Annotated in this window: 22 protein-coding genes and 1 pseudogene; 14 read left to right on the top strand and 9 right to left on the bottom strand. The window is 67.9% G+C overall.

Annotated features, from left to right (window positions below):
- Nucleotides 1-9 precede the first annotated feature (9 nt).
- Entirely contained in the window at nt 10-459 is a 450-nt protein-coding gene (locus SACMADRAFT_RS23735; RefSeq protein ID WP_009156402.1) for a MarR family winged helix-turn-helix transcriptional regulator, read from the bottom strand.
- Nucleotides 460-558: 99 nt separating this feature from the next.
- Here SACMADRAFT_RS23735 and SACMADRAFT_RS23730 point away from each other — a divergent pair, with 99 nt between their 5' ends.
- The 4 genes from SACMADRAFT_RS23730 to SACMADRAFT_RS23715 all read left to right on the top strand — a co-directional run bounded on the left by SACMADRAFT_RS23730 (nt 559) and on the right by SACMADRAFT_RS23715 (nt 3,523).
- Nucleotides 559-1,524, top strand: a complete 966-nt coding sequence (locus SACMADRAFT_RS23730; RefSeq protein WP_009156401.1) for a ring-cleaving dioxygenase — start codon at nt 559-561, stop codon at nt 1,522-1,524.
- On the top strand, nt 1,521-2,144 hold the full coding sequence (locus tag SACMADRAFT_RS23725; protein ID WP_009156400.1) for an alpha/beta hydrolase: 624 nt from the start codon (nt 1,521-1,523) through the stop codon (nt 2,142-2,144). Before SACMADRAFT_RS23730 ends, SACMADRAFT_RS23725 begins: the two co-directional genes overlap by 4 nt.
- A 254-nt stretch (nt 2,145-2,398) precedes the next feature.
- Entirely contained in the window at nt 2,399-2,719 is a 321-nt protein-coding gene (locus SACMADRAFT_RS23720; RefSeq protein ID WP_009156399.1) for a hypothetical protein, read from the top strand.
- Between the two features lie 135 nt (nt 2,720-2,854).
- Nucleotides 2,855-3,523 (top strand): Abi-alpha family protein, encoded by a 669-nt coding sequence (locus SACMADRAFT_RS23715; protein WP_009156398.1) that lies wholly within the window; start codon nt 2,855-2,857, stop codon nt 3,521-3,523.
- Here SACMADRAFT_RS23715 and SACMADRAFT_RS23710 read toward each other — a convergent pair.
- From SACMADRAFT_RS23710 to ggh, 3 genes are all read right to left on the bottom strand, one after another.
- Nucleotides 3,472-4,293, bottom strand: a complete 822-nt coding sequence (locus tag SACMADRAFT_RS23710) for a mycofactocin-coupled SDR family oxidoreductase (RefSeq protein WP_009156397.1) — start codon at nt 4,291-4,293, stop codon at nt 3,472-3,474. The two genes, SACMADRAFT_RS23715 and SACMADRAFT_RS23710, sit on opposite strands and share 52 nt — an antisense overlap.
- Before the next feature lie 30 nt (nt 4,294-4,323).
- Nucleotides 4,324-5,553, bottom strand: coding sequence for a pre-mycofactocin synthase MftD (mftD, locus tag SACMADRAFT_RS23705; protein ID WP_009156396.1), 1,230 nt, complete (start codon nt 5,551-5,553; stop codon nt 4,324-4,326).
- Nucleotides 5,554-5,620: 67 nt separating this feature from the next.
- Nucleotides 5,621-6,994: a glucosylglycerate hydrolase gene (ggh, locus tag SACMADRAFT_RS23700; protein WP_009156395.1), complete on the bottom strand. Its 1,374-nt coding sequence runs from the start codon at nt 6,992-6,994 to the stop codon at nt 5,621-5,623.
- Between the two features lie 97 nt (nt 6,995-7,091).
- On the opposite strand from ggh, the gene SACMADRAFT_RS23695 reads away from it, so the two are divergent.
- The gene (locus SACMADRAFT_RS23695) at nt 7,092-8,246 is read left to right on the top strand and encodes an ROK family transcriptional regulator (RefSeq protein WP_009156394.1); all 1,155 of its coding nucleotides are present in this window, start codon (nt 7,092-7,094) and stop codon (nt 8,244-8,246) included.
- A gap of 32 nt (nt 8,247-8,278) precedes the next feature.
- On the opposite strand, the gene SACMADRAFT_RS23690 is transcribed toward SACMADRAFT_RS23695, so the two are convergent.
- Complete coding sequence (locus tag SACMADRAFT_RS23690) at nt 8,279-8,998, bottom strand: alpha/beta hydrolase (RefSeq protein ID WP_009156393.1); 720 nt, start codon at nt 8,996-8,998, stop codon at nt 8,279-8,281.
- A gap of 63 nt (nt 8,999-9,061) precedes the next feature.
- Here SACMADRAFT_RS23690 and SACMADRAFT_RS23685 point away from each other — a divergent pair, with 63 nt between their 5' ends.
- The 9 genes and pseudogenes from SACMADRAFT_RS23685 (at nt 9,062) to thpD (ending at nt 15,234) form a co-directional block, all read left to right on the top strand.
- Entirely contained in the window at nt 9,062-9,730 is a 669-nt protein-coding gene (locus SACMADRAFT_RS23685; RefSeq protein ID WP_009156392.1) for a winged helix-turn-helix transcriptional regulator, read from the top strand.
- A 78-nt stretch (nt 9,731-9,808) separates the two neighbouring features.
- The gene (locus SACMADRAFT_RS23680) at nt 9,809-10,288 is read left to right on the top strand and encodes a YciE/YciF ferroxidase family protein (RefSeq protein WP_009156391.1); all 480 of its coding nucleotides are present in this window, start codon (nt 9,809-9,811) and stop codon (nt 10,286-10,288) included.
- A 16-nt stretch (nt 10,289-10,304) separates the two neighbouring features.
- Entirely contained in the window at nt 10,305-10,814 is a 510-nt protein-coding gene (locus SACMADRAFT_RS23675; RefSeq protein WP_009156390.1) for a mycothiol transferase, read from the top strand.
- A 4-nt stretch (nt 10,815-10,818) separates the two neighbouring features.
- A pseudogene (locus SACMADRAFT_RS29400) lies at nt 10,819-11,001 on the top strand (helix-turn-helix domain-containing protein); the annotation flags it as partial.
- A 148-nt stretch (nt 11,002-11,149) separates the two neighbouring features.
- Nucleotides 11,150-11,716 carry an HhH-GPD-type base excision DNA repair protein gene (locus SACMADRAFT_RS23670; RefSeq protein WP_009156389.1) on the top strand — a complete coding sequence of 189 codons (567 nt, stop codon included), beginning with the start codon at nt 11,150-11,152 and terminating at the stop codon, nt 11,714-11,716.
- A gap of 250 nt (nt 11,717-11,966) precedes the next feature.
- The gene (gene ectA, locus SACMADRAFT_RS23665) at nt 11,967-12,518 is read left to right on the top strand and encodes a diaminobutyrate acetyltransferase (RefSeq protein ID WP_009156388.1); all 552 of its coding nucleotides are present in this window, start codon (nt 11,967-11,969) and stop codon (nt 12,516-12,518) included.
- A 46-nt stretch (nt 12,519-12,564) separates the two neighbouring features.
- The gene (ectB, locus tag SACMADRAFT_RS23660) at nt 12,565-13,818 is read left to right on the top strand and encodes a diaminobutyrate--2-oxoglutarate transaminase (protein WP_009156387.1); all 1,254 of its coding nucleotides are present in this window, start codon (nt 12,565-12,567) and stop codon (nt 13,816-13,818) included.
- A 32-nt stretch (nt 13,819-13,850) separates the two neighbouring features.
- Nucleotides 13,851-14,252, top strand: a complete 402-nt coding sequence (locus SACMADRAFT_RS23655; RefSeq protein WP_009156386.1) for an ectoine synthase — start codon at nt 13,851-13,853, stop codon at nt 14,250-14,252.
- A 79-nt stretch (nt 14,253-14,331) separates the two neighbouring features.
- The gene (gene thpD / locus SACMADRAFT_RS23650) at nt 14,332-15,234 is read left to right on the top strand and encodes an ectoine hydroxylase (protein WP_009156385.1); all 903 of its coding nucleotides are present in this window, start codon (nt 14,332-14,334) and stop codon (nt 15,232-15,234) included.
- Nucleotides 15,235-15,488: 254 nt separating this feature from the next.
- Here thpD and SACMADRAFT_RS23645 read toward each other — a convergent pair whose 3' ends face one another.
- Genes SACMADRAFT_RS23645 through SACMADRAFT_RS23630 form a run of 4 tightly spaced genes read right to left on the bottom strand, consistent with a single transcriptional unit; the run spans nt 15,489 to nt 17,977 of the window.
- Nucleotides 15,489-16,364 carry a hypothetical protein gene (locus SACMADRAFT_RS23645; RefSeq protein ID WP_009156384.1) on the bottom strand — a complete coding sequence of 292 codons (876 nt, stop codon included), beginning with the start codon at nt 16,362-16,364 and terminating at the stop codon, nt 15,489-15,491.
- Nucleotides 16,361-16,852 (bottom strand): DUF6932 family protein, encoded by a 492-nt coding sequence (locus SACMADRAFT_RS23640; RefSeq protein WP_009156383.1) that lies wholly within the window; start codon nt 16,850-16,852, stop codon nt 16,361-16,363. Before SACMADRAFT_RS23640 ends, SACMADRAFT_RS23645 begins: the two co-directional genes overlap by 4 nt.
- A gap of 55 nt (nt 16,853-16,907) precedes the next feature.
- Complete coding sequence (locus tag SACMADRAFT_RS23635) at nt 16,908-17,273, bottom strand: hypothetical protein (RefSeq protein WP_009156382.1); 366 nt, start codon at nt 17,271-17,273, stop codon at nt 16,908-16,910.
- Between the two features lie 41 nt (nt 17,274-17,314).
- Complete coding sequence (locus SACMADRAFT_RS23630) at nt 17,315-17,977, bottom strand: OmpA family protein (protein WP_009156381.1); 663 nt, start codon at nt 17,975-17,977, stop codon at nt 17,315-17,317.
- Between the last annotated feature and the right edge of the window lie 101 nt (nt 17,978-18,078).

The raw sequence follows: 18,078 nt of genomic DNA, 5'->3' as shown, positions 1-18,078 counted from the left end.
GCGCGCGGGTCAGCAGCCGTTGACCTTACGTAGCGTGCGCATCGCGTCCGCCAGCGCGGCGGTTGCCTGTGGTCCCAGCGGTCCCAGCAGGGTTTCGCGCAGGATGTCAGCAGTGGTCTTCGCGGCCTGCGCGGCGACGTCGGCTCCGTGCTCGGTCAGGCATGCGTAGGTGACACGGCGATCCCGCGGGTTCGGCAGCCGCCGGATCAGGTCCGCCGCGACGAGGCGATCCGCCACCTTGGTGAAGCCCCCGCTCGACAGGGCGGCCTCCTTCGCGAGGCGCGTCATCGGCATCCGGTGCTGCGGCGCGCGTTCCAGCCGAAGCAGGATGTCGAAGGAGGCCGGGGCGAGTTCGAACCGTCGCGCGATTTCACCGAGCAGCCGCTCCCGCGTGGCGAGGTAGCCCTCGGTGACCAGGTCCCACAAGGCAACGACCTCGTCGTCGGGTTCGTTCGGCACGCCAGGGAGTGTACCCACAACAATCTTTCGTGAAGATATCTTTCTGGCAAGAGTTTATGCGGTTAGTGTGGGAGGTATACCGCTCGGTGAGGAGGAGCCATGCCGTTCAGGACCAGCGGACTTCACCACGTCACCGCCATCGGTGGTGACCCGCAACGCAACGTCGACTTCTACCTGCGCACCCTCGGGCTGCGATTGGTCAAGACCACGGTCAACTTCGACGACCCAGGCACCTACCACCTCTACTACGGCGACGAGTCGGGCAAGCCGGGAACGCTGTTGACGTTCTTCCCGTGGCGGGACGCGCCGAGCGGGCGGATCGGCACGGGACAGGCCACCACCACAGCCTTCTCCGTGCCGCAGAACTCGATCGGTTGGTGGAAGCAACACCTGGAGGCATCGGGGGTGGAGACCGGGCGCGTCGGCAACCGTGAGGGCGAGGACGTGCTGACCTTCCGCGATCCCGACGGGCTGCAGCTGGCGCTGGTGGCGCACCCGCAGGGCGACCCGCGTGACCCGTGGGACAACCGGTTCGTTCCTGCGGAGCACGCGATTCGTGGCCTGCATTCGGTGACACTGTCGGTGTCCAGAGAGGACGCGACGGCGGGCATGCTCACCGAAGGCCTCGGGCTGGGTTTCGCAGCGGAGGACGGCAACCGCTTCCGGTTCGTCGCGGGAGACGGCGGCCCGGGCGCCACCGTGGACGTGCTGGTAACGCCCGAGGCACCGAGTGGCCTTGTCGCGGCGGGCACCGTGCACCACGTGGCCTGGCGCGCTCCGGACGAGGACACGCAGGCGGCGTGGCGCGAAGAACTGATCAGCCGTGGCGTCGGCGTCACCTCGATCATGGACCGGCAGTACTTCCGATCCATCTACTTCCGCGAGCCGGGCGGCACCCTGCTGGAGATCGCGACCGACCAGCCGGGGTTCTCGATCGACGAACCGCTGCTGGAACTGGGTCGGGCGCTGAAGTTGCCGCCGTGGCTCGAACCCGACCGGCAACAGCTCGAAGCCACACTGCCGAAGCTGAGGCTGCCCTCGGAGAACAATCCGGTGCTGGCATGACCGGCCTGTCGCTGGAGCACCGTTACATCGAGGGCGATCCGGCCTCCCCGGTGCTGTTGCTGCTGCACGGAACCGGGGGCACCCCGGAGGACATCCTCGCGCTCGGCAAGGAACTCCTGCCGTCGGCGCCGATGCTCGCGCCTGCAGGGCCGGTGTCGGAACACGGCGCGGCACGCTGGTTCAGACGACTTTCCGAGGGCGTGTTCGACACCGATGACGTCGTTGCCCGCGCGGAGCAACTCGCCGACTTCGTCGCCGCCGCCAGGCTGCGGTACGGCCTCGCCGAACGTAGGCTGGTCGCCGCAGGCTTCTCCAACGGGGCGAACATCGCCGCCGCCGTGGCGCTGCTACGTCCGGCGGCGCTCGCCGAACTGGTGTTGTTCGCCGCCATGTCACCGCTTCCCGACCCGCCTCGGCACGACCTCAGTGGCACGCGAGTGCTACTGCTCAACGGCAGGCACGATCCAATGGCGCCGAGGGAGTCCGCCGAAAGGCTCGTCGCGACCTTCCGGGAACGCTCGGCCGAGGTCAGCGAGCACTGGCACTCCGGCGGCCACCAGATCACGGTCGACGGGCTGGCCGCCGCGAAGTCGTGGCTGGGCGGCACGCCCGGCCGGTGACCCGGTGCGGCGTTTCGCCTTGCGGAAACCTCGCGGCCGTGGCGAAAAGCGCACCTGCTCAGGACAGGGGGAACCACCGCCACTACCCCGGACGGCGCAGCCACGGCGGCGAATGGAGCATTGGCCCGATTCCGCGATTTAGGATGGTTTGACTTTCGGTAAGTGTCGGGGAAGGTGCACGATGAACTTCGGTGACATGGTCGACTGCCCGCGCTGCCACGGCTCCGGGCTCGCACCCAACCGGAAGGATCCTTGTGGCAACTGCGGAGGGCTCGGGCAAGTCCCCAAGTAGCGGCGACTGTGGGCTGTGTGAAGGCTCCGGCACGCTGGCCTGGCAGCAGCCGCAACCATCCGGGATCCTGCGAACCATGGAAATGCCGTGTCCGAACGGGTGCGGCGAGTACTGGAAACATCCGCATGCCGAGCGCGATCGCGTGGTCGAGCAGCCGGATGACAGTCCGGCGCGCGCCGAGGGCAACACCGACGAGGCGAACCGGATCGGCGCCGACTTCATCCGCAACGCGCTGGAAAACTGGGGGTTCCTTGAACAGGACAAGGACGGGACCAACAGGTGAGGCCTGCCAAGTAGCATCGCAGGAGTGAACTCCGAAGCTCTGCTGCGCCGCGCGAGCAGGGTCGCAGGCCTGGCGGTGCGCGCGGGTTCCGCGCTGGGGAGGCGACTTCCCGGTGCGCACGCCGCTCAGGCAGGGATGCGGTCCTTCGAACGCAAGGCGATCGAACAGCTACGCAACCGGCTGGACCCTGCCGCTGCCTATCCGGCCACCGTCGCGATTTCGACGCCCAAGGCGTTGCTCACCGATTCGACCTCCTCCGCGGGCACCCGGGCTACCCATCCGCTGCGCGCGGGCATGGCCGAACTGCTGCGTCGATCCACCGCTTCGGACGTCGACGCGGCGACGGAGCAGCTCTACGCACTCATCCTCCGGCAGCTGGCTCCCGACGAGGCACGCGTCGTTTCGCTGCTGGCCACCGGCTCGGCGTACCCGGTGATCGACGTCGTCGAGCGGACCGGAATCGGTGCGGCGAGGGTGGTGCTGTGCAACGCCTCCACGGTCGGCAAGGCCGCGGGGGTGTCGCTGCCGGATCATGTACCCGCCTACGTCACCAGGATCGTCGCGCTCGGTCTCGCGTTGCTCGGGCCCGAGGACGCCACGCTGAGCACCGAATACGAGATCCTGTTGACCGACGACACCGTGCGCGACGCGCAACGCGGACTTTCCCGGCCCCGGTTCGTCCGGCGCAGCGTGCGGGTCTCTTCGCTGGGCGTACGGTTCTGGGCCGCTTGCGATCCCGGCGACGGCTGGCGCTACTTGACCGAGAACCCAGCGTCGACGGGCAACATCACGCCGGTGACGTAGCGGGCCTGGTCCGACACCAGCCACGCGATGGCGTTGGAGATGTCGCTTGGCTCCACCATCTCGACCGGAAGCAGGTTCGCCAGCGCCGCGCCGGTATCCGGGTACTGCTCCAGGAACTGCTGAATCGCGTCGTTGTTGACCATCGGGGTGTTGACGCCGGTGGGGTGCACGGTGTTGACGCGGATACCGCGAGGGCCGAGCCAGTTCGCCCAGGATCGCATCAACCCGACCAGGGCGTGCTTGGCTGCCACGTAGCCGTCCATCGCGCCGGTTCCGTTGCCACCGCGACCGGAGAGACCCTGGGTGGAGCTGGTCAGCACGATGCAGCCACCCTCGTCCTGTTCGAGCAGTGTCGGCACGGCGGCGTGCACCGTGTGCCGCACACCGGCGAGGTTGGTCGCGATCACGTCGTTGAACGCGGCGATGGGGTCGCTCTCCTGGGGTGTGAGTGGAGCGATCCCGGCGTTGGCGAGCACGATGTCCAGCCTGCCGAGTTCGGAGACGCCCTGGTTGACGACATCTTCCATCGACTTGGGCTCGCGCACGTCGCCTTCCCTGGCGACGATTCGCCTGCCGAGGCCTTCCACGGCACGCACCGTTCCGGCGAGGTCTTCCGGGGTCGCCATCGGGTACGGCACGGTGTCGATCTGGGCACAGATGTCCACCGCGATGATGTCCGCGCCCTCCTCCGCGAGCCTGACGGCGTGGCTGTATCCCTGTCCTCGTGCCGCTCCGGTGATGAACGCGACCTTGCCTTCCAGCGATCCCATGGTGCATCTCCTTTCCAATGGCCCCGCGGCTCAGCGGCCGCGTGAGGGCGAGTTCGGATCGCGAAGTGGGAACCCCGCCTTGCCGTTGATGACCCGGGAGAAGTCCGGCGGCACCAGCACGTCGTCCGCGCGAAGCTTGTGGACGGAGCTTCGGCGCAAGCCCAGCAGCGTTTCGTCGATCCCGCTGCGGATGATGTCCAGGACGTTCTTGACTCCTGCCTCGCCGTTGGCGGCGACACCCCACAGGTAGGCGCGGCCGATGAACACCGCTTTCGCCCCGAGCGCGAGCGCCTTGACCACATCGCTTCCCCTGCGGATGCCACCGTCGAGCAGGATCTCCACCTGGTCGCCGACGGCCTCCACGACCGGGGGCAGCGCGCGAATGGAGGCGATCGTGCCGTCGAGGTTGTTCCCGCCGTGGTTGGACACCGAGATCGCGGTCGCGCCGATGTCGACGGCCCGCCTTGCGTCGTCGGGATGGATGATGCCTTTGATGACGAACGGCCCGTCCCACTGCTCACGCAGCCAGCGCAGGTCCTCCCAGGTTGGTGGGGGTGTTTGCATCCATCTGCCGTACGCCTCGAAGAACGTCGGGCTGGGTTCGCCCGCGGCTTGGGCCAGGTTGGGGGTGGTGAGGTCGGGCAGCTTGCCGCTGCGCACGTAGTCGAGCAGCCACCTCGGTCGCAGTAGCACCTCGGGACCGAATTTCATCGCCGCGCCGAGGTTCAGCTTCTCGGGAATCGGTGGGCTTCCCCAGTCGCGCCGGGTGCCGAACACCCAGTCCAGCGTGAGGATGAGCGCCTTGGCGCCCGCTTCTTTCGCGCGCTGTGCCCTGGAGAGCAACTCGTCCCTGCTGCCCACCCAGTAGGTCTGGAACAGCGTCTGCGGGTTGGCGGCCGCGACCTCCTCCACCGACTTGCTGGCGAACGAGCTGAGCCCCATGGCGGTTCCGGCTGCCGCGGTGGCGCGGGCGGCCGCGACCTCGCCCTCCGGGTTCACCGCCTGCACGCCGACGGGTGCGACCATGACGGGCAGCGAGATGTCCTGGCCGAGCACGGTGGTGGCCAGTTCCCTCGAAGCGGGCAGGTCCGCGATGTGCGGCCGAAGCCCCAGCTCGCTGAAGGCCGCCACGTTGTCGTCCAGTGACACCCCGCGTTCCGAGCCCGCCAGCAGCGCGTAGTACACCGACTTCGGTAGGCGCTTGCGAGCCCTGCGCTGCGCCTCGGCGACGGTCTCGAACCAATCCTTCGTGCTCGCCATGCCGCTCCAACCGCGCTGCCGCGAAATCTGTCCTTCATCGCGGCTACCCGTGCTCGGCGGGCGGAAACTAGCGGGGCGACGGCCTGCCCGTGGCCAGCCAGTCCAGCACGACGGCCGCTGTCCACGACTGGTTCGTGCTGCCGAGTGGCCTGCCGGTGAAGGGTTCGTAGTACTCGCCGAAGCTGCCGTCCGCGGTCAGTCGAAGGCCCTGCGTACGCAGTTCGGCGGCTCGGGAAGTCCAGCCTCTGCGCTCGAACGCCCAGCTGAACAGCCACGCCAGCACCGGCCACTGCGGCCCGCGCCAGTATCGGCAGCGGTCGAACTGCCTCGCGCGAGGGGAAACCGAAGGAACGACGGCGGCGAACAGATCGGGATGTCCCGACCAGTCCGAAGAGTCCATAGTAGACAACAGGTCGGCCTCGGCCCGCCTGCCGGCGCCCCCGCACAGTAGCGGCGAGAACCCGGCCAGCGTCGGCGTGGCAATCCAGTTGCCTTGCCGGATGTCGCGATCGGCGGCCATACCGCTGTCGGGACGGCGGCTGAGTGCTACCGCACGGCGGGCTTGCCCCGCCCACTGCCTGAGCTCGGCGACCTGGTCGCGCTCGCTCGTAAGTTCCTCGCCGAGCTCGGCGAGCACGTCGCAGGCGAGTGAGAACAGCGCGGTGGTGAAGGTGTCGCCGACCAGGAAGTCGGAGGTGTTCACGGCGTGGTCGGGCTGGTAGTTCACGCGCCGCAGTTGCTCGATCAGCCACAGGTAGCGGCGGTAGTCGTCGTCGCTGGGCCGCTCGGCCGGGTCGTCCACCGCCAGCAGGTCGAGCCGCGCGTACGGCGGCAGGTCCGCGCCGGGAACCACCCTCGCGTACGGCTCGTCCCAGCGTGGCGAGTTGTCCATTCCGGACTCCCAGCCGTGAACGATGGCGACCAGCCCGCTGGCGTCGACGATGCGGTACCGGGCGATCCAGCGATGCCAGCGGTACAGCCGCTGCCACACGCCGGTGGCGAAGCCTTCCGCGAGTTCGGCATCCGCCCTCGACTTTCGCCTTGCCACGTCGACGATTCGGCGTAGCGCGATCGCGTGGACGGGCGGCTGGCAGATCCCGGATGTCCGGACGTGCCGCGGCCGTTGCGGCGCCGTGTCGGTGCCCCAACGGTCCGGGCCGGGAAAGTAGCCCGTCGCGGAGGTGAAGACGATGTGCGGGATCATCCCGTCGCGCCACTGCGCGGCCAGCAGCGTGTCCAGTTCGGCCACCGCACGCCCGGTGTCCAGCTGAGCCAGCCCTATCGCGATGAACGCGGCATCCCAGCTCCACATGTGCGGGTAGAGCCTCGGCGCAGCGGTGACGAGTGAGCCGGTGTCGTTGTCCCGCAGTACCGCCGCGGCGCGCTCGGCCAGCGCCAGGGCGGGCAACATCTTGGGTCGGGCTTCCGCGGTGGTGAGCAATCAGGCCTCCAGCGGCTGTACCTGCGGCGCGGGTGGTGCCCATGTTACATACTTTTGTCAGGCAAGTTAACGTAAGTTTTGGGAACGGGTTCACAGCATGGTCGAGACCGCTTCGACGTCGCCGGGCCAGGTGCTCGCGGTGTTGCGCGCCGAGGGGCCGCTGACCCGCGAGCAGTTGCGGCAGCGGGTCGGGCTTTCCAGGGTGACGATGGTCGAGCGGATCGACGCTCTTCGCAGGCTCGGCCTGCTGCGACAGGTCGGGCACCGGCAGTCCAGCGGTGGTCGCAGGGCGGAGTTGCTCGCCGTCGACGACACCGGCCACACCGCGCTCGTCGCCGACCTCGGACAAAGCCACGCCACCCTGGCCGTGGTGGATCTGCGTGGCACCGTGTTCGCCCGCGAGGACAGGCGGCTGCGGGTCGGGCACGAACCGGGCAAGGTCGTCCCGATGCTCGTCGAGGTGGGCCGCGAGCTGCTGGCCGAGGCTGGCCGCGCGGGCAGCCTTCGCGCCGTGGCGTTGGCCGTTCCCGGCCGTATCGACCACGAGCGCGGCCGTTGCCTGGCACCGCCGACGATGCCGGGTTGGAGCGAGGTCCCACTGCGGGATCGGCTGGCCGACGCGTTCGGCGTGCCGGTGCTGCTTGAGAACGACGCGAACGCGGGCGCGCTCGGTGACTACTACGCGCTTGGCCGCCCCGACGCGACACTGGTCGGGGTCAGGGTGGGCATCGGGATCGGCGCGGGCCTGGTGATCGCGGGTCGGGTGCACCGGGGTCAGAGCAACGCCGCGGGGGAGATCGGTCACATGCGAGTCGAGGGCAGCGACCGGCCGTGCTCCTGCGGGCGCCGCGGTTGCGTCGCCGCCGAGGCGAGCGGGCAGGCGTTGAGCAGGTTACTGCGCCCGGTGGGCGTGCGCTCGGTCGACGAGGTGGTGAGCAGGGTCGCCGACGGGCAGCCGCGGGCCGTGCGCGCGGTGACCGAAGCGGGCAGGCTGCTCGGCACCGTCCTCACCGCGGTGGTCACCGTCGTCAACCCGCGTTACATGCGCTTCGGTGGAGCGATTGGGGTGCTGGAACCGTTCCTCGCGGGTGTGCGCACGGCGGTGCAGGCGGGTGCGAGCGCGGGCGTGCTCGACGGCCTCGACATCGGTGCTTCGCGGCTGGGCGCGAACGGGGCGTTCGCCGGACTGTCCGGCATGGTCGCCGACGAACTGCTGGCGCCGTCAGCGGTCGACGCGCTGTGCGGGCTGTGATGTACGCCAGTGATGAGCGCCAGTGATGTACGTCAGCGCCCGGGCAGCTCGGCGTGGTAGGCCAGCAGTCGCCGCGTGAGTTCCTCCGGGCTGCTCAGCGCGGGCAGGTGGCCGGAGTCCAGTTCGTCGGGCACGATGCCGAGACGTTGCCGAACCACCCTGCGCTGGAAGTCGGCCGGAAACAGCCGGTCGTGGCGGCACAGCAGGAACCTCGTGGGTACGTCGGGCCACCGCCGCAGCGGCCACACTTGCTCGAACGGCGTCTGAGACTGTGGCTTCTCGCCGCGTTCGAGGGCTGCGGCAACCACGTCCGGCGGCACGTCGTGGAAGAACAGCTCCAGCAGGTCCGGCCCGGCCTCGGGGTCGCGCCCCTCACGCAGCGCCTGCTCGCGCTGCGCCGCGGGCTGCCCGGTGTTGTCCCACCAGTCGCCGGGTGACTCGCCGGGCGCGGGCGTCATACCGGCCACCAGCACCAGCAGCCCGACCGGCAGCCGGTCGCACACCAGCGGCGCGGTGAAAGCTCCCATCGACTGGGCGACGACCACCAGGTCACCGCGGTCGCCGACGGCGTCGGTCACGGTCGTTACAACCGTGTCGGCGTACTCGGCCAGCCCCGCGGAGTCGTCGTCGCACGGCAGGTCGACCGTGACGACGTCGTGGCCGTGTGCGCGCAGCCGAGGAACCACGAGATGCCAGTACCAGGAATCGGAGCCCGCGCCCGGCAGTAGTACGAACGTCGCCTTGGGATTCATGGTCCTAAATTAGCACCAATCGCTTGCAGTTCAGCAGAGGCACTTCGACTACCCTTGCCAGGCGTGGTGAGTAAGCGCCGCTACGACGATCCGTGCGGTCTCGCCCGCGCTCTCGATCTCGTCGGGGAGCGCTGGGCGCTGCTCGTCGTGCGAGAACTGCTGCACGGGCCGAAGCGGTTCACCGACCTTCGCCAAGGACTGCCGACCGCCAGCCAGAACGTGCTCGCCCAGCGGCTGCGCGAGCTGGTGGACGCGGGTATCGCGCGGCGCCGCAAGCTCGCGGCACCGGCGGCTTCGTGGGTCTACGAACTCACCGAGCACGGTGCGCAGCTGGAGCAGGCGATTCTCGCGCTGGCGCGATGGGGCAGCCGCACCCCGTTGAGCTCGACCGCCGAACTCAGCGTCGACGCACTTGTCCTCGCGCTGAAGACCACCTTCGACGCAAAGGCCGCCTGTGGCCTGCGGGGCCGCTTCGAACTGCGCCTCGGCACGGAGGTGTTCCACGCCGAGGTCGGCGGGGGCGGGTTCCGCATCGCTCGTGGCGCCGCCACGGCGCCGGACGCGGTACTCGAGACCACCGTGACGACCTTGCGTTCACTCGTGTTCGGCGGTGCGGAGTTGACCGGCGCGATCGCCGACCGAACCGCCCGAGTCAGCGGTGACGAGGCGGCCCTTGGGCGCCTGCTCATGCTGTTTCCCCGCCCTGCCGATACTTTGTCTACTTCGGACTGAATCGAAGGGCGGCGGGTTTGTCCCCGCCGCTGCCGGGTAGCCCGCGCCGGGAGAGAAAAGCATGCTGGAGGTGCGAGGATGACCAGTCGTGACAAGGTGATTACCTGGCTCAACGACGCGTATGCCATGGAGCAGGCACTGGAGGAGACACTGCTTGCCCACGCCAAGGACGCCAAGGCCGACCCGGAGGTACGGGACCGCATCGAGCGGCACATCGAGGAGACCCGGTCGCAGGCGCGAACGGTCAAGGAGTGCATCGAAGACCTCGGCGGCACTGTCTCTGGGGCCAAGGCGGCGTTCGCCAACATGTTCGGAGCCATCCAGGGTGTGGCCAACAAGCCGATGGGCGACACCATGGTGAAGAACGCGCTCGCGGACTACGCGGCGGAGCATTTCGAGATCGCCTCCTACCGCGCGCTCATCGACGCCACGAAGGAACTGGGCGAGGAAGAGATCACCAGGAAGCTGACCGAGATCCTGCGTCAGGAGGAAGACATGGCCCGCTTCCTGGAGACGAAGCTTCCTGCAGCGGTGCACGACGCCATGGCGGCTGCCTGAGTGCCAGGATGGGGCGATGGGAAGCGTTGAACTGCTGACGGACGCGTTCGGTCGGCTTCGCGAGGAGGTGCACGACGCCGCGAGCGGTCTCGGCGCCGAGGCGTTGAACTACCGGCTCGACGCCGAGGCCAACTCGATCGCGTGGCTGCTGTGGCACCTCACCCGGGTGCAGGACGATCACGTCGCCGGGGTGGCCGACATCGAGCAGGTGTGGCTGTCGGGTGGCTGGGCCGACGAGTTCGGGCTCCCGCTCTCGCCGCTCGACATCGGCTACGGGCACAGCAGCGACCAGGTGGCGTCGGTGCGACTGGAGTCGGCGGAGTTGCTCACCGACTACCACGACGCCGTGCACAAGCAGACGGTCGATTACGTCAGCGGTATCACCGACACCGACCTGGACGTGGCGGTGGACGCCGCGTGGGACCCGCCGGTGACGCTGGGAGTGCGGTTGGTCAGCGTCATTTCCGACGGGTTGCAGCACGTGGGCCAGGCCGCGTTCGTCAAGGGAATCGTGCTGCGGCGCTGACCCAGAGTCGGGCACCACACCGCTGCGGTGGCTCGCCGCAGAGCGGATCGCGCTGGCGTGCACTCTCATCGAGCGCGGTGAGCGGCGGCTGGAGGTGGTGGCGCGCGTCAGCGGGCTCGGTTCCGCGTCGAACCTGCGTGTCCAGCTGCGCAGGCACACCGGGCTCAGCCCGGCGCAGTACCGGTAGCGCTTCACCCGCGCCGAACTCGCGGACGGGAGCGCAGGACTCGCGGACGGGAGCGCAGGACTCGCGGGCGAGAGCAGGGGACTCGCGGACGGGAGCGCAGGACTCGCGGGCGAGAGCGGGGGACTCGCGGACGTGGGACGATAACGCCATGCCAGCCACGCTTCGACTGACCGGGGACGCGGAAACCGACGAGTTGCTGTCGCGGGACCCGTTCGCGCTGCTCACCGGAATGCTGTTGGACCAGCAGATAGCCATGGAAGTGGCGTTCGCGGGGCCGAGAAAGATCGCCGACCGGATGGCTGGCTTCAGCGTCACCAAGATCGCAGAGTCGGACGAGGACGAGTTCGTGGAGCTGTGCGTGCGCAAGCCCGCGATTCACCGATACGGCGCATCGATGGCTCGCCGCGTGCACACGCTGGCACGCTATGTCGTGGACAACTACGACGGAGCGGCGGAGCGGATCTGGCGGGAAGGCGACCCGGACGGCGCCGAGGTGCTGAAGCGGCTGAAGTCGCTGCCCGGATTCGGCGACCAGAAGGCGCGCATCTTCCTCGCCCTGCTCGGTAAGCAGCTGGGCGTGCGCCCGGCAGGCTGGCGCGAGGCGGCCGGCTCCTACGGCGAAGCGGACTCGCACCGCTCGATCGCCGACGTCACCGACGCCGAGACGCTCGCGAAGGTCCGGGAGTTCAAGAAGGCGGCCAAGGCCGCGAAGTAGCGTGTGACACCGATCGGTGCATTAGTCCGCACGGACTCTCGCGTCACGTGCGCTTCGCCACTACCGTGCAAAGTCGGGAACCGCTGGAAGACAGCGGTTCGGCGTGCTGCGCTTGTAGCATATTTGACACCATGATCGGTATACTTTTGTCGGCATTGTCACACGTGTTTCTGCGTTGTTGCAGGTAGGTAGGCTGTGGCGGCGGCTGCCGGGCTGAAAGGCTTAACTCACTCTGTTACGTTGCTTGAATATGTCCGGAAAGCACTCAAAGCGTGCCAACGGCGACAATCAAGCGGCGGGCCACGTTGTGATCGAATCGCCGACCAAGGCGGATGGCGCGGCCCTCTGGCGAATTGCGCGTGATTCACAAAAGCTGGATCTCAACTCGTCATATGCCTACTTGCTGTGGTGCCACGATTTCGCCGATACGTCCGTCGTAGCCAGGGTCGGCTCGGAAACTGTGGGGTTCGTCATCGGTTACCGCAGGCCCGCCGTTCCCGACGCCGCGCTCGTGTGGCAGGTCGCGGTCGACGAGTCACAGCGCGGCCGGGGCCTGGCGGGCAAGCTGCTCGACGCTCTGTTCGGCCGGCTCGTCGACGAGGGCGTGCGGTACCTGGACACCACCATCACGCCCGACAATGAGGCGTCGATTCGGTTGTTCGAGTCCTTCGCGAAGCGGTGGAATGCCACGCTCGAGCGGTCGACGCTGTTCGCCGCGGCCGACTTTCCGGACCCGCACGAGCCCGAGGACCTGTTCCGTATCGGTCCACTCGTGCCCGCCCAGCCACCATCGGGGCGATAATGAAAGTAGCCGAAAATTCGCCCGACAAAGCAGGAGACGAAGCAAGGTGAGCATCTTCGAAACGCTCGAATCCGAAGTGCGCAGCTACAGCCGTGGCTGGCCTACCGTGTTCGATCGGGCGCAGGGCAGTTGGCTGTACTCGGAGGACGGCAAACCCTATCTCGACTTCTTCGCCGGTGCTGGAGCTCTCAACTACGGGCATAACAATCCGGTGTTGAAGAAAGCGCTGCTCGACTACATTTCCCGCGACGGTGTGACGCATGCGCTCGACATGTTCACCGTTGCCAAGCGCGACTTTCTCGAGGCCCTCGACGAGGTCATCCTCAAGCCGCGCTCGCTGGACTACAAGGTGATCTTTCCCGGGCCCGGTGGCGCGAACGCCGTCGAGGCCGCGCTGAAACTGGCTCGAAAAGTGACCGGCAAGGAATCGGTCATCAACTTCACCAATGCCTTCCACGGAATGACGCTGGGTGCCCTTTCGGTCACCGGTAACTCCATGAAGCGCGGCGGTGCCGGGATCCCGCTCGTGCACGCCACCCCGATGCCCTACGACAAGTACTTCGACGGGGCCTACCCCGACTTCCTGTACTTCGAGCGGCTGCTCGAGGACTCCGGCAGCGGGCTGAACGAGCCCGCCGCCGTGATCGTGGAGACGGTGCAGGGCGAGGGCGGCATCAACGCCGCGCGACTCGAATGGCTGCGCGGCCTTTCGGACCTGTGCAAGCGGCACGACATCCTGCTAATACTCGATGACGTGCAGATGGGTTGTGGCCGCACGGGACCGTTCTTCAGCTTCGAGGAAGCCGGAATCGAGCCCGACATGGTGTGCCTGTCGAAGTCCATCGGCGGGTACGGCCTCCCGCTGGCCATCACGCTGGTCAGGCCCGACCTCGACGTGTGGGCGCCCGGCGAGCACAACGGCACCTTCCGCGGCATCAACCCGGCGTTCGTCACCGCCACCGAGGCCCTGCGGACCTACTGGCGGGACGACGAGTTGGAGAAGTCGACCAAGGCGAAGGGCGAGCGCGTCGGCGCCGTCTTCAGCGAGCTCGTCGAGCGCTATCCGCAGGCGAACCTGGTGGCCAAGGGCAGGGGACTTGCTCGCGGCCTGGAGTTCGAGAGCGGCGAGGTCGCGGGCAAGGTCTGCGCGGCGGCGTTCGACCGTGGCCTGCTCATGGAGACCTCGGGGCCCGACGGTGAGGTCGTGAAGTTGCTTCCCGCGCTCACCACGACAGATGCCGAGATCGAGCAGGGCCTGGGGATCATCTCCGAATCCGTCGACTCGGTGCTGTCGCACTGAGTCCCAACCGAAGTGCATGAAGGGAGACATCTTTGATCGTCCGCAACCTCGACGACATCACCGACACCGAGGCTGACATCAAGGAGCCGAACTGGCGTAGCAAGCGCATCGTTCTCGCCAAGGACAAGGCGGGATTCTCGGTGCACGAGACCACGCTGTACGCGGGGACGGTGAACGACTTCTGGTATGCCAACCACATCGAGGCGGTGTTCATCGTCGAGGGTGAGGGCGAGGTGACCGACAAGGCCACCGGCGAGACCTACCAGTTGCGGCCTGGTTCGCTCTACCTGCTGGACAAGCACGACAAGCACCAGGTTCGGCCGAAGACCGACATGCGAGCGGTCTGTGTGTTCAACCCTCCGATCACCGGGCGTGAGGTGCACGACGAGAACGGTGTGTACCCGCTCGTGGTGGAGGACGACATGGCCTCGTGAGGTCCGCGGGACCGTAGCGCCCGTGCGACGCTCACGACACCGCAAAACACAACAGTGGCACTCGTAGGAGGCGAGTAACTTGACTCTCACAGAGAGCCGGATCAAGGACGCTTACCCGACCCGTGTCGCCGCGGACGCGAAACTGCTCGACAGGACGGATCCGACCGTGTGGGGCAGTGAGCATGACGGCCCGTTCGACGCGGCCGGCCTCGCGGCGCACGACGCGAAGGGGTACACGATCATCGAGGGACTGCTTTCCCCTGCCGAAGTGCAGGGGTACTGGCAGGAACTCGTGCGGCTCTCGTCGGATGAGAAGCTCAAGGCCGACGAGCGCGTAATCACCGAGAAGAAGTCCGGCGAGGTCCGTTCGATCTTCGAGGTGCACCTGATCAGCGAGTTGATCAGTGAGTTGGCACGTGACCCGAGGGTGCTCGACCGCGCCCGCCAGATCCTCGGTTCCGAGGTCTACATTCACCAGAGCCGGGTGAACTACATGCCCGGCTTCAAGGGCAGCGGTTTCTACTGGCACTCCGACTTCGAAACCTGGCACGCCGAGGACGGCATGCCGAGGCCACGCGCCGTGAGCTGCTCCATCGCGCTGACCGACAACTATCCGTTCAACGGCGGCCTGATGGTGATGCCGGGCTCGCAGCGCACGTTCGTACAGTGCATCGGCGAGACGCCCGACGATCACTACAAGGCGTCGCTGAAGGAGCAGGAGATCGGCGTTCCGAGCGAGAACGACATCACCAAGCTGGCGGCCGAGCACGGTATCGACCAGTTCACCGGCCCGGCGGGCTCGGCGCTGTTCTTCGACTCCAACATCATGCACGGGTCGGGCAACAACATCACCCCGTACCCGCGTTCGAACATCTTCCTTGTGTTCAACAGCGTGGAGAACACGCTGGTGGAGCCGTTCGCGGCCAGCAAGCCCAGGCCGACGTTCATCGGCAGCAGGGACTTCACCCCGCTGACTCGCTGACGTGGTGAGTGAGCGACTGGTATCAGATCGCGAAGGGGTGGTTGTAACCGCCCTGACGCGATCTGTTACCGTGTCGCCACTTGCTCGAACAAGTTCGGGTGGGTAGTCGTTGCCGGTGCTGGCGCGGGTAACTCCTTGCTCGGGGTGAGGCTCGGGCCAGGCGTGGCAGCGACGTAGTTTTCGCGAGTACGGCCCCGCGCTGCCAGATCGGGACTGGTGGCACGGGGCCGTATTCGCGCGCCCGCCTGCCGGTCTCAGTCGAAGAGGCTGGACTCGGAGTGGATCTCCAGCAGCTCGTACACCGGCTTCCCGCGCCTGCCGTCGATAGTCGTCGTGCGGACCACGCGTAGCCGTGCCGTCACAGGCCGGTCCAGGTTGAGCTTGATCTCGTCGAGCAGATCAGGGGCGACGGCTCCCTGGATGGTGCTGCCGGTGTCGCGCTCCAGGTAGAAGATCCGCCGCCTGGTGCGAACCCCGTCGAGCCGCCCTGTCACCGTCTCGTAGCCGACGTCCTCGCGAGACTCCCGCAGGCTGCTTTGCAGCACCTTCGCCTGCTCGGTGGTCATGCTCCTGGTGATCTCTTCGCCGTAGGTGGGGGTGAGAGACAGCCCGATACTGGACGTCTTCATCACGGCGTTCACGATGTCGCTCACCGCGTTTCGCACGGTGTCGCGCTGCAACAGCACCGCGTCCAGCGCCCCGTCGTCGGAGCCGTTGACGGGCAGGAAGTCGCACAGTTCCTTCACCGCGCGTTCCGACAGGGTCTCGATCCCGTCGTTGATGAGCGCGTCCGGCGCGCTCGTCTCGGGGAATCCGAAGAACATCGCGTTGCCCGCCAGCCCGCGCTGGATGAGGGGCGCCTTCTCGCGGTCGGCCGGCTGTACGTAAGTGATCTCGCCCTGCGGGTTTCGCACGATATGCCCGATCTTGGCGGTGGCGTCCTGCAACGACTTGCTGATGTCGGAGAAGGTGTACGCGTCCAGCCTCGTCGACTCGAGCAGCGACACTCGTAGCAGCGGCGAGCGGCAGGTGCGCTCGAACTTGGCGTGGGCGGCCAGCGCCGAGGCACGCGCGAGATCGTCGAGCCAGGTGCCACCAGGGATGTTCTCGGCCACCTTCCGCAGGTTCACCAGGTCACCTCCGCGAAGCCCTTCGCCGTCCCCGGCACTGGGCCCCTCGCCCAGATCGCTGCCCACTCGTCCTCGTCGCCCGGGTGGCACAGGAAGCCGTCGAGCAGGCCACTGACGGGTTGTACCTGCTCCAGGTACATCACCGGCTGCTCGGCGATCACACCGCGCAGCGTCAACATGCCGTACAACCTCGCCCTGGCCGCGCCGTCGAGGCGCTTCAACGCGCCCCATTCGTCCGGGATCAACACGACGTCGACGTCTCGGGGCGCGTCCGAGGTGCGGTTGGTGAGTTCGCCACCGATCCAGGCCCTGCCGGAAGGGATCAGCCTGCACACCACGCCGAGGTAGCCGCTGAGCGCGCTGAAAATGATCTCCCGCTCGTTGCGGTGCGGCGCGTCCCACACGAAGCGTTCGTAAAGATCGGAGAGATCGGCCGGATGCCGCCCGGGCGGGAGAACGTGCTCCGGCGTCCAGTGCGGAAGCGGCATTGATTGTCCTTACCTGCTGCCGTGACCGGGGAACTGTGAACCTATCAGCCCGCGTTCAACCACGTTGGTGTGGCTGCCACTCCTCCTCGGGGACGTCGTACTCGTCGGGCCATTCGTTGCGCTCGTGCCATTCGCGGTGATTGGGCAGCACGCCCTCGCGGTATCCGAGGTCGGGCGGGCCGGCGTCGTCCTCGCCTTCCTCGAACTGGCGAACCGGTGCCCGTACCGCAGCGATGCGCTGGGTCTGCTCGTTGTCGTCCGGTTCCGGCGGCGGTCGCCGGGCCGCGGCGGGCGGCCGGGCGGTGGTTTCGGGCTGCTCGGCGCGCCGCTGGAGGATGACGAAGACGAACGCGGTCACCCCGGCGCCGAGCGCGAAGGCCAGCAGCAGCCAAAGCCAGATCTGCCCGAACAACCACAGCATGTGCCCTCCTTCGTCACACCTTCTTCGCCAGCGGTCTCGATTCAGCGCACCGTGATCTCCACCCTGCGGTCCAGATTCGGGTCTCCACCGGCAGGTCTGCTGTCGCCGTACCCGATCGGCCACACGCGTTGCTCGGCGACACCCGCGGCGACCAGGCGGTCGGCCACCGCCTGCGCTCGTCTGTCGGACAGATCCTTGGCGGCTGTCGGGTCGACACCCGGGACCTTGGAGGTGTGCCCCGCGACCTCGATGCGCAGGTCACCGCGCGCGGCGTCGATGAACGCGGCGGCGGCCGCCACGGAACGCTCGGCCTGCGGGGTCAGGGCGTCGCTGAAGGGGTCGAACGTGATCGGTGCGCGGGCCAGCACCTCGTCGAGGCGCTGCTGCAGCCGGTCGCGTGCGTCGTCACGCCTGGTGTCGCGTTGGGCCGCGAACACCTCCACCCTTCGCACACCGTCGACTCCCGCCACCACCTCGTAGGCCGTCGCCACCTGATCAGCGGGGGCCTCACGCACCGTGGCATCGCGACCATCGAGGGTAACCTCTGCTCCACGCACCTCGGCCGAGCGCAGGGCGGCCGAGGAGCGGCCCGCCAGGTCGGACTCGATGTGGTCGACGCTCACCCAGGTCACCGCCAGCGCGAGGGCGCCCGTCACCAGCAGGGCGATCGGGACAAGCACGAGCCAGCCGCGGTCACCGGACATAACGGTGACTTTAAGCGCGGGCGGCCTCTCGCGCGAAACGAGGAGGACGGCACAGCGCGTGCCCGCGCACGCCGTCCGGGCCGCGACCGCAGCCCGGACGG

This window comes from Saccharomonospora marina XMU15 (genome assembly GCF_000244955.1).
Lineage (GTDB): Bacteria > Actinomycetota > Actinomycetes > Mycobacteriales > Pseudonocardiaceae > Saccharomonospora_A > Saccharomonospora_A marina.
Note: the sequence above shows the minus strand (reverse complement) of the source record. Positions and strands in the feature narration are given on the sequence as shown.

Excerpts from the sequence above, each read along its gene's own strand:
- SACMADRAFT_RS23730 (WP_009156401.1), top strand. The coding sequence starts at position 559 with ATGCCGTTCAGGACCAGCGGACTTCACCACGTCACCGCCATCGGTGGT.
- SACMADRAFT_RS23725 (WP_009156400.1), top strand. The coding sequence starts at position 1,521 with ATGACCGGCCTGTCGCTGGAGCACCGTTACATCGAGGGCGATCCGGCC.
- SACMADRAFT_RS23715 (WP_009156398.1), top strand. The coding sequence starts at position 2,855 with ATGCGGTCCTTCGAACGCAAGGCGATCGAACAGCTACGCAACCGGCTG.
- SACMADRAFT_RS23710 (WP_009156397.1), bottom strand. The coding sequence starts at position 4,293 with ATGGGATCGCTGGAAGGCAAGGTCGCGTTCATCACCGGAGCGGCACGA.
- mftD (WP_009156396.1), bottom strand. The coding sequence starts at position 5,553 with ATGGCGAGCACGAAGGATTGGTTCGAGACCGTCGCCGAGGCGCAGCGC.
- SACMADRAFT_RS23695 (WP_009156394.1), top strand. The coding sequence starts at position 7,092 with ATGGTCGAGACCGCTTCGACGTCGCCGGGCCAGGTGCTCGCGGTGTTG.
- SACMADRAFT_RS23690 (WP_009156393.1), bottom strand. The coding sequence starts at position 8,998 with ATGAATCCCAAGGCGACGTTCGTACTACTGCCGGGCGCGGGCTCCGAT.
- SACMADRAFT_RS23680 (WP_009156391.1), top strand. The coding sequence starts at position 9,809 with ATGACCAGTCGTGACAAGGTGATTACCTGGCTCAACGACGCGTATGCC.
- SACMADRAFT_RS23675 (WP_009156390.1), top strand. The coding sequence starts at position 10,305 with ATGGGAAGCGTTGAACTGCTGACGGACGCGTTCGGTCGGCTTCGCGAG.
- SACMADRAFT_RS23670 (WP_009156389.1), top strand. The coding sequence starts at position 11,150 with ATGCCAGCCACGCTTCGACTGACCGGGGACGCGGAAACCGACGAGTTG.
- ectA (WP_009156388.1), top strand. The coding sequence starts at position 11,967 with ATGTCCGGAAAGCACTCAAAGCGTGCCAACGGCGACAATCAAGCGGCG.
- SACMADRAFT_RS23640 (WP_009156383.1), bottom strand. The coding sequence starts at position 16,852 with ATGCCGCTTCCGCACTGGACGCCGGAGCACGTTCTCCCGCCCGGGCGG.
- SACMADRAFT_RS23635 (WP_009156382.1), bottom strand. The coding sequence starts at position 17,273 with ATGCTGTGGTTGTTCGGGCAGATCTGGCTTTGGCTGCTGCTGGCCTTC.
- SACMADRAFT_RS23630 (WP_009156381.1), bottom strand. The coding sequence starts at position 17,977 with ATGTCCGGTGACCGCGGCTGGCTCGTGCTTGTCCCGATCGCCCTGCTG.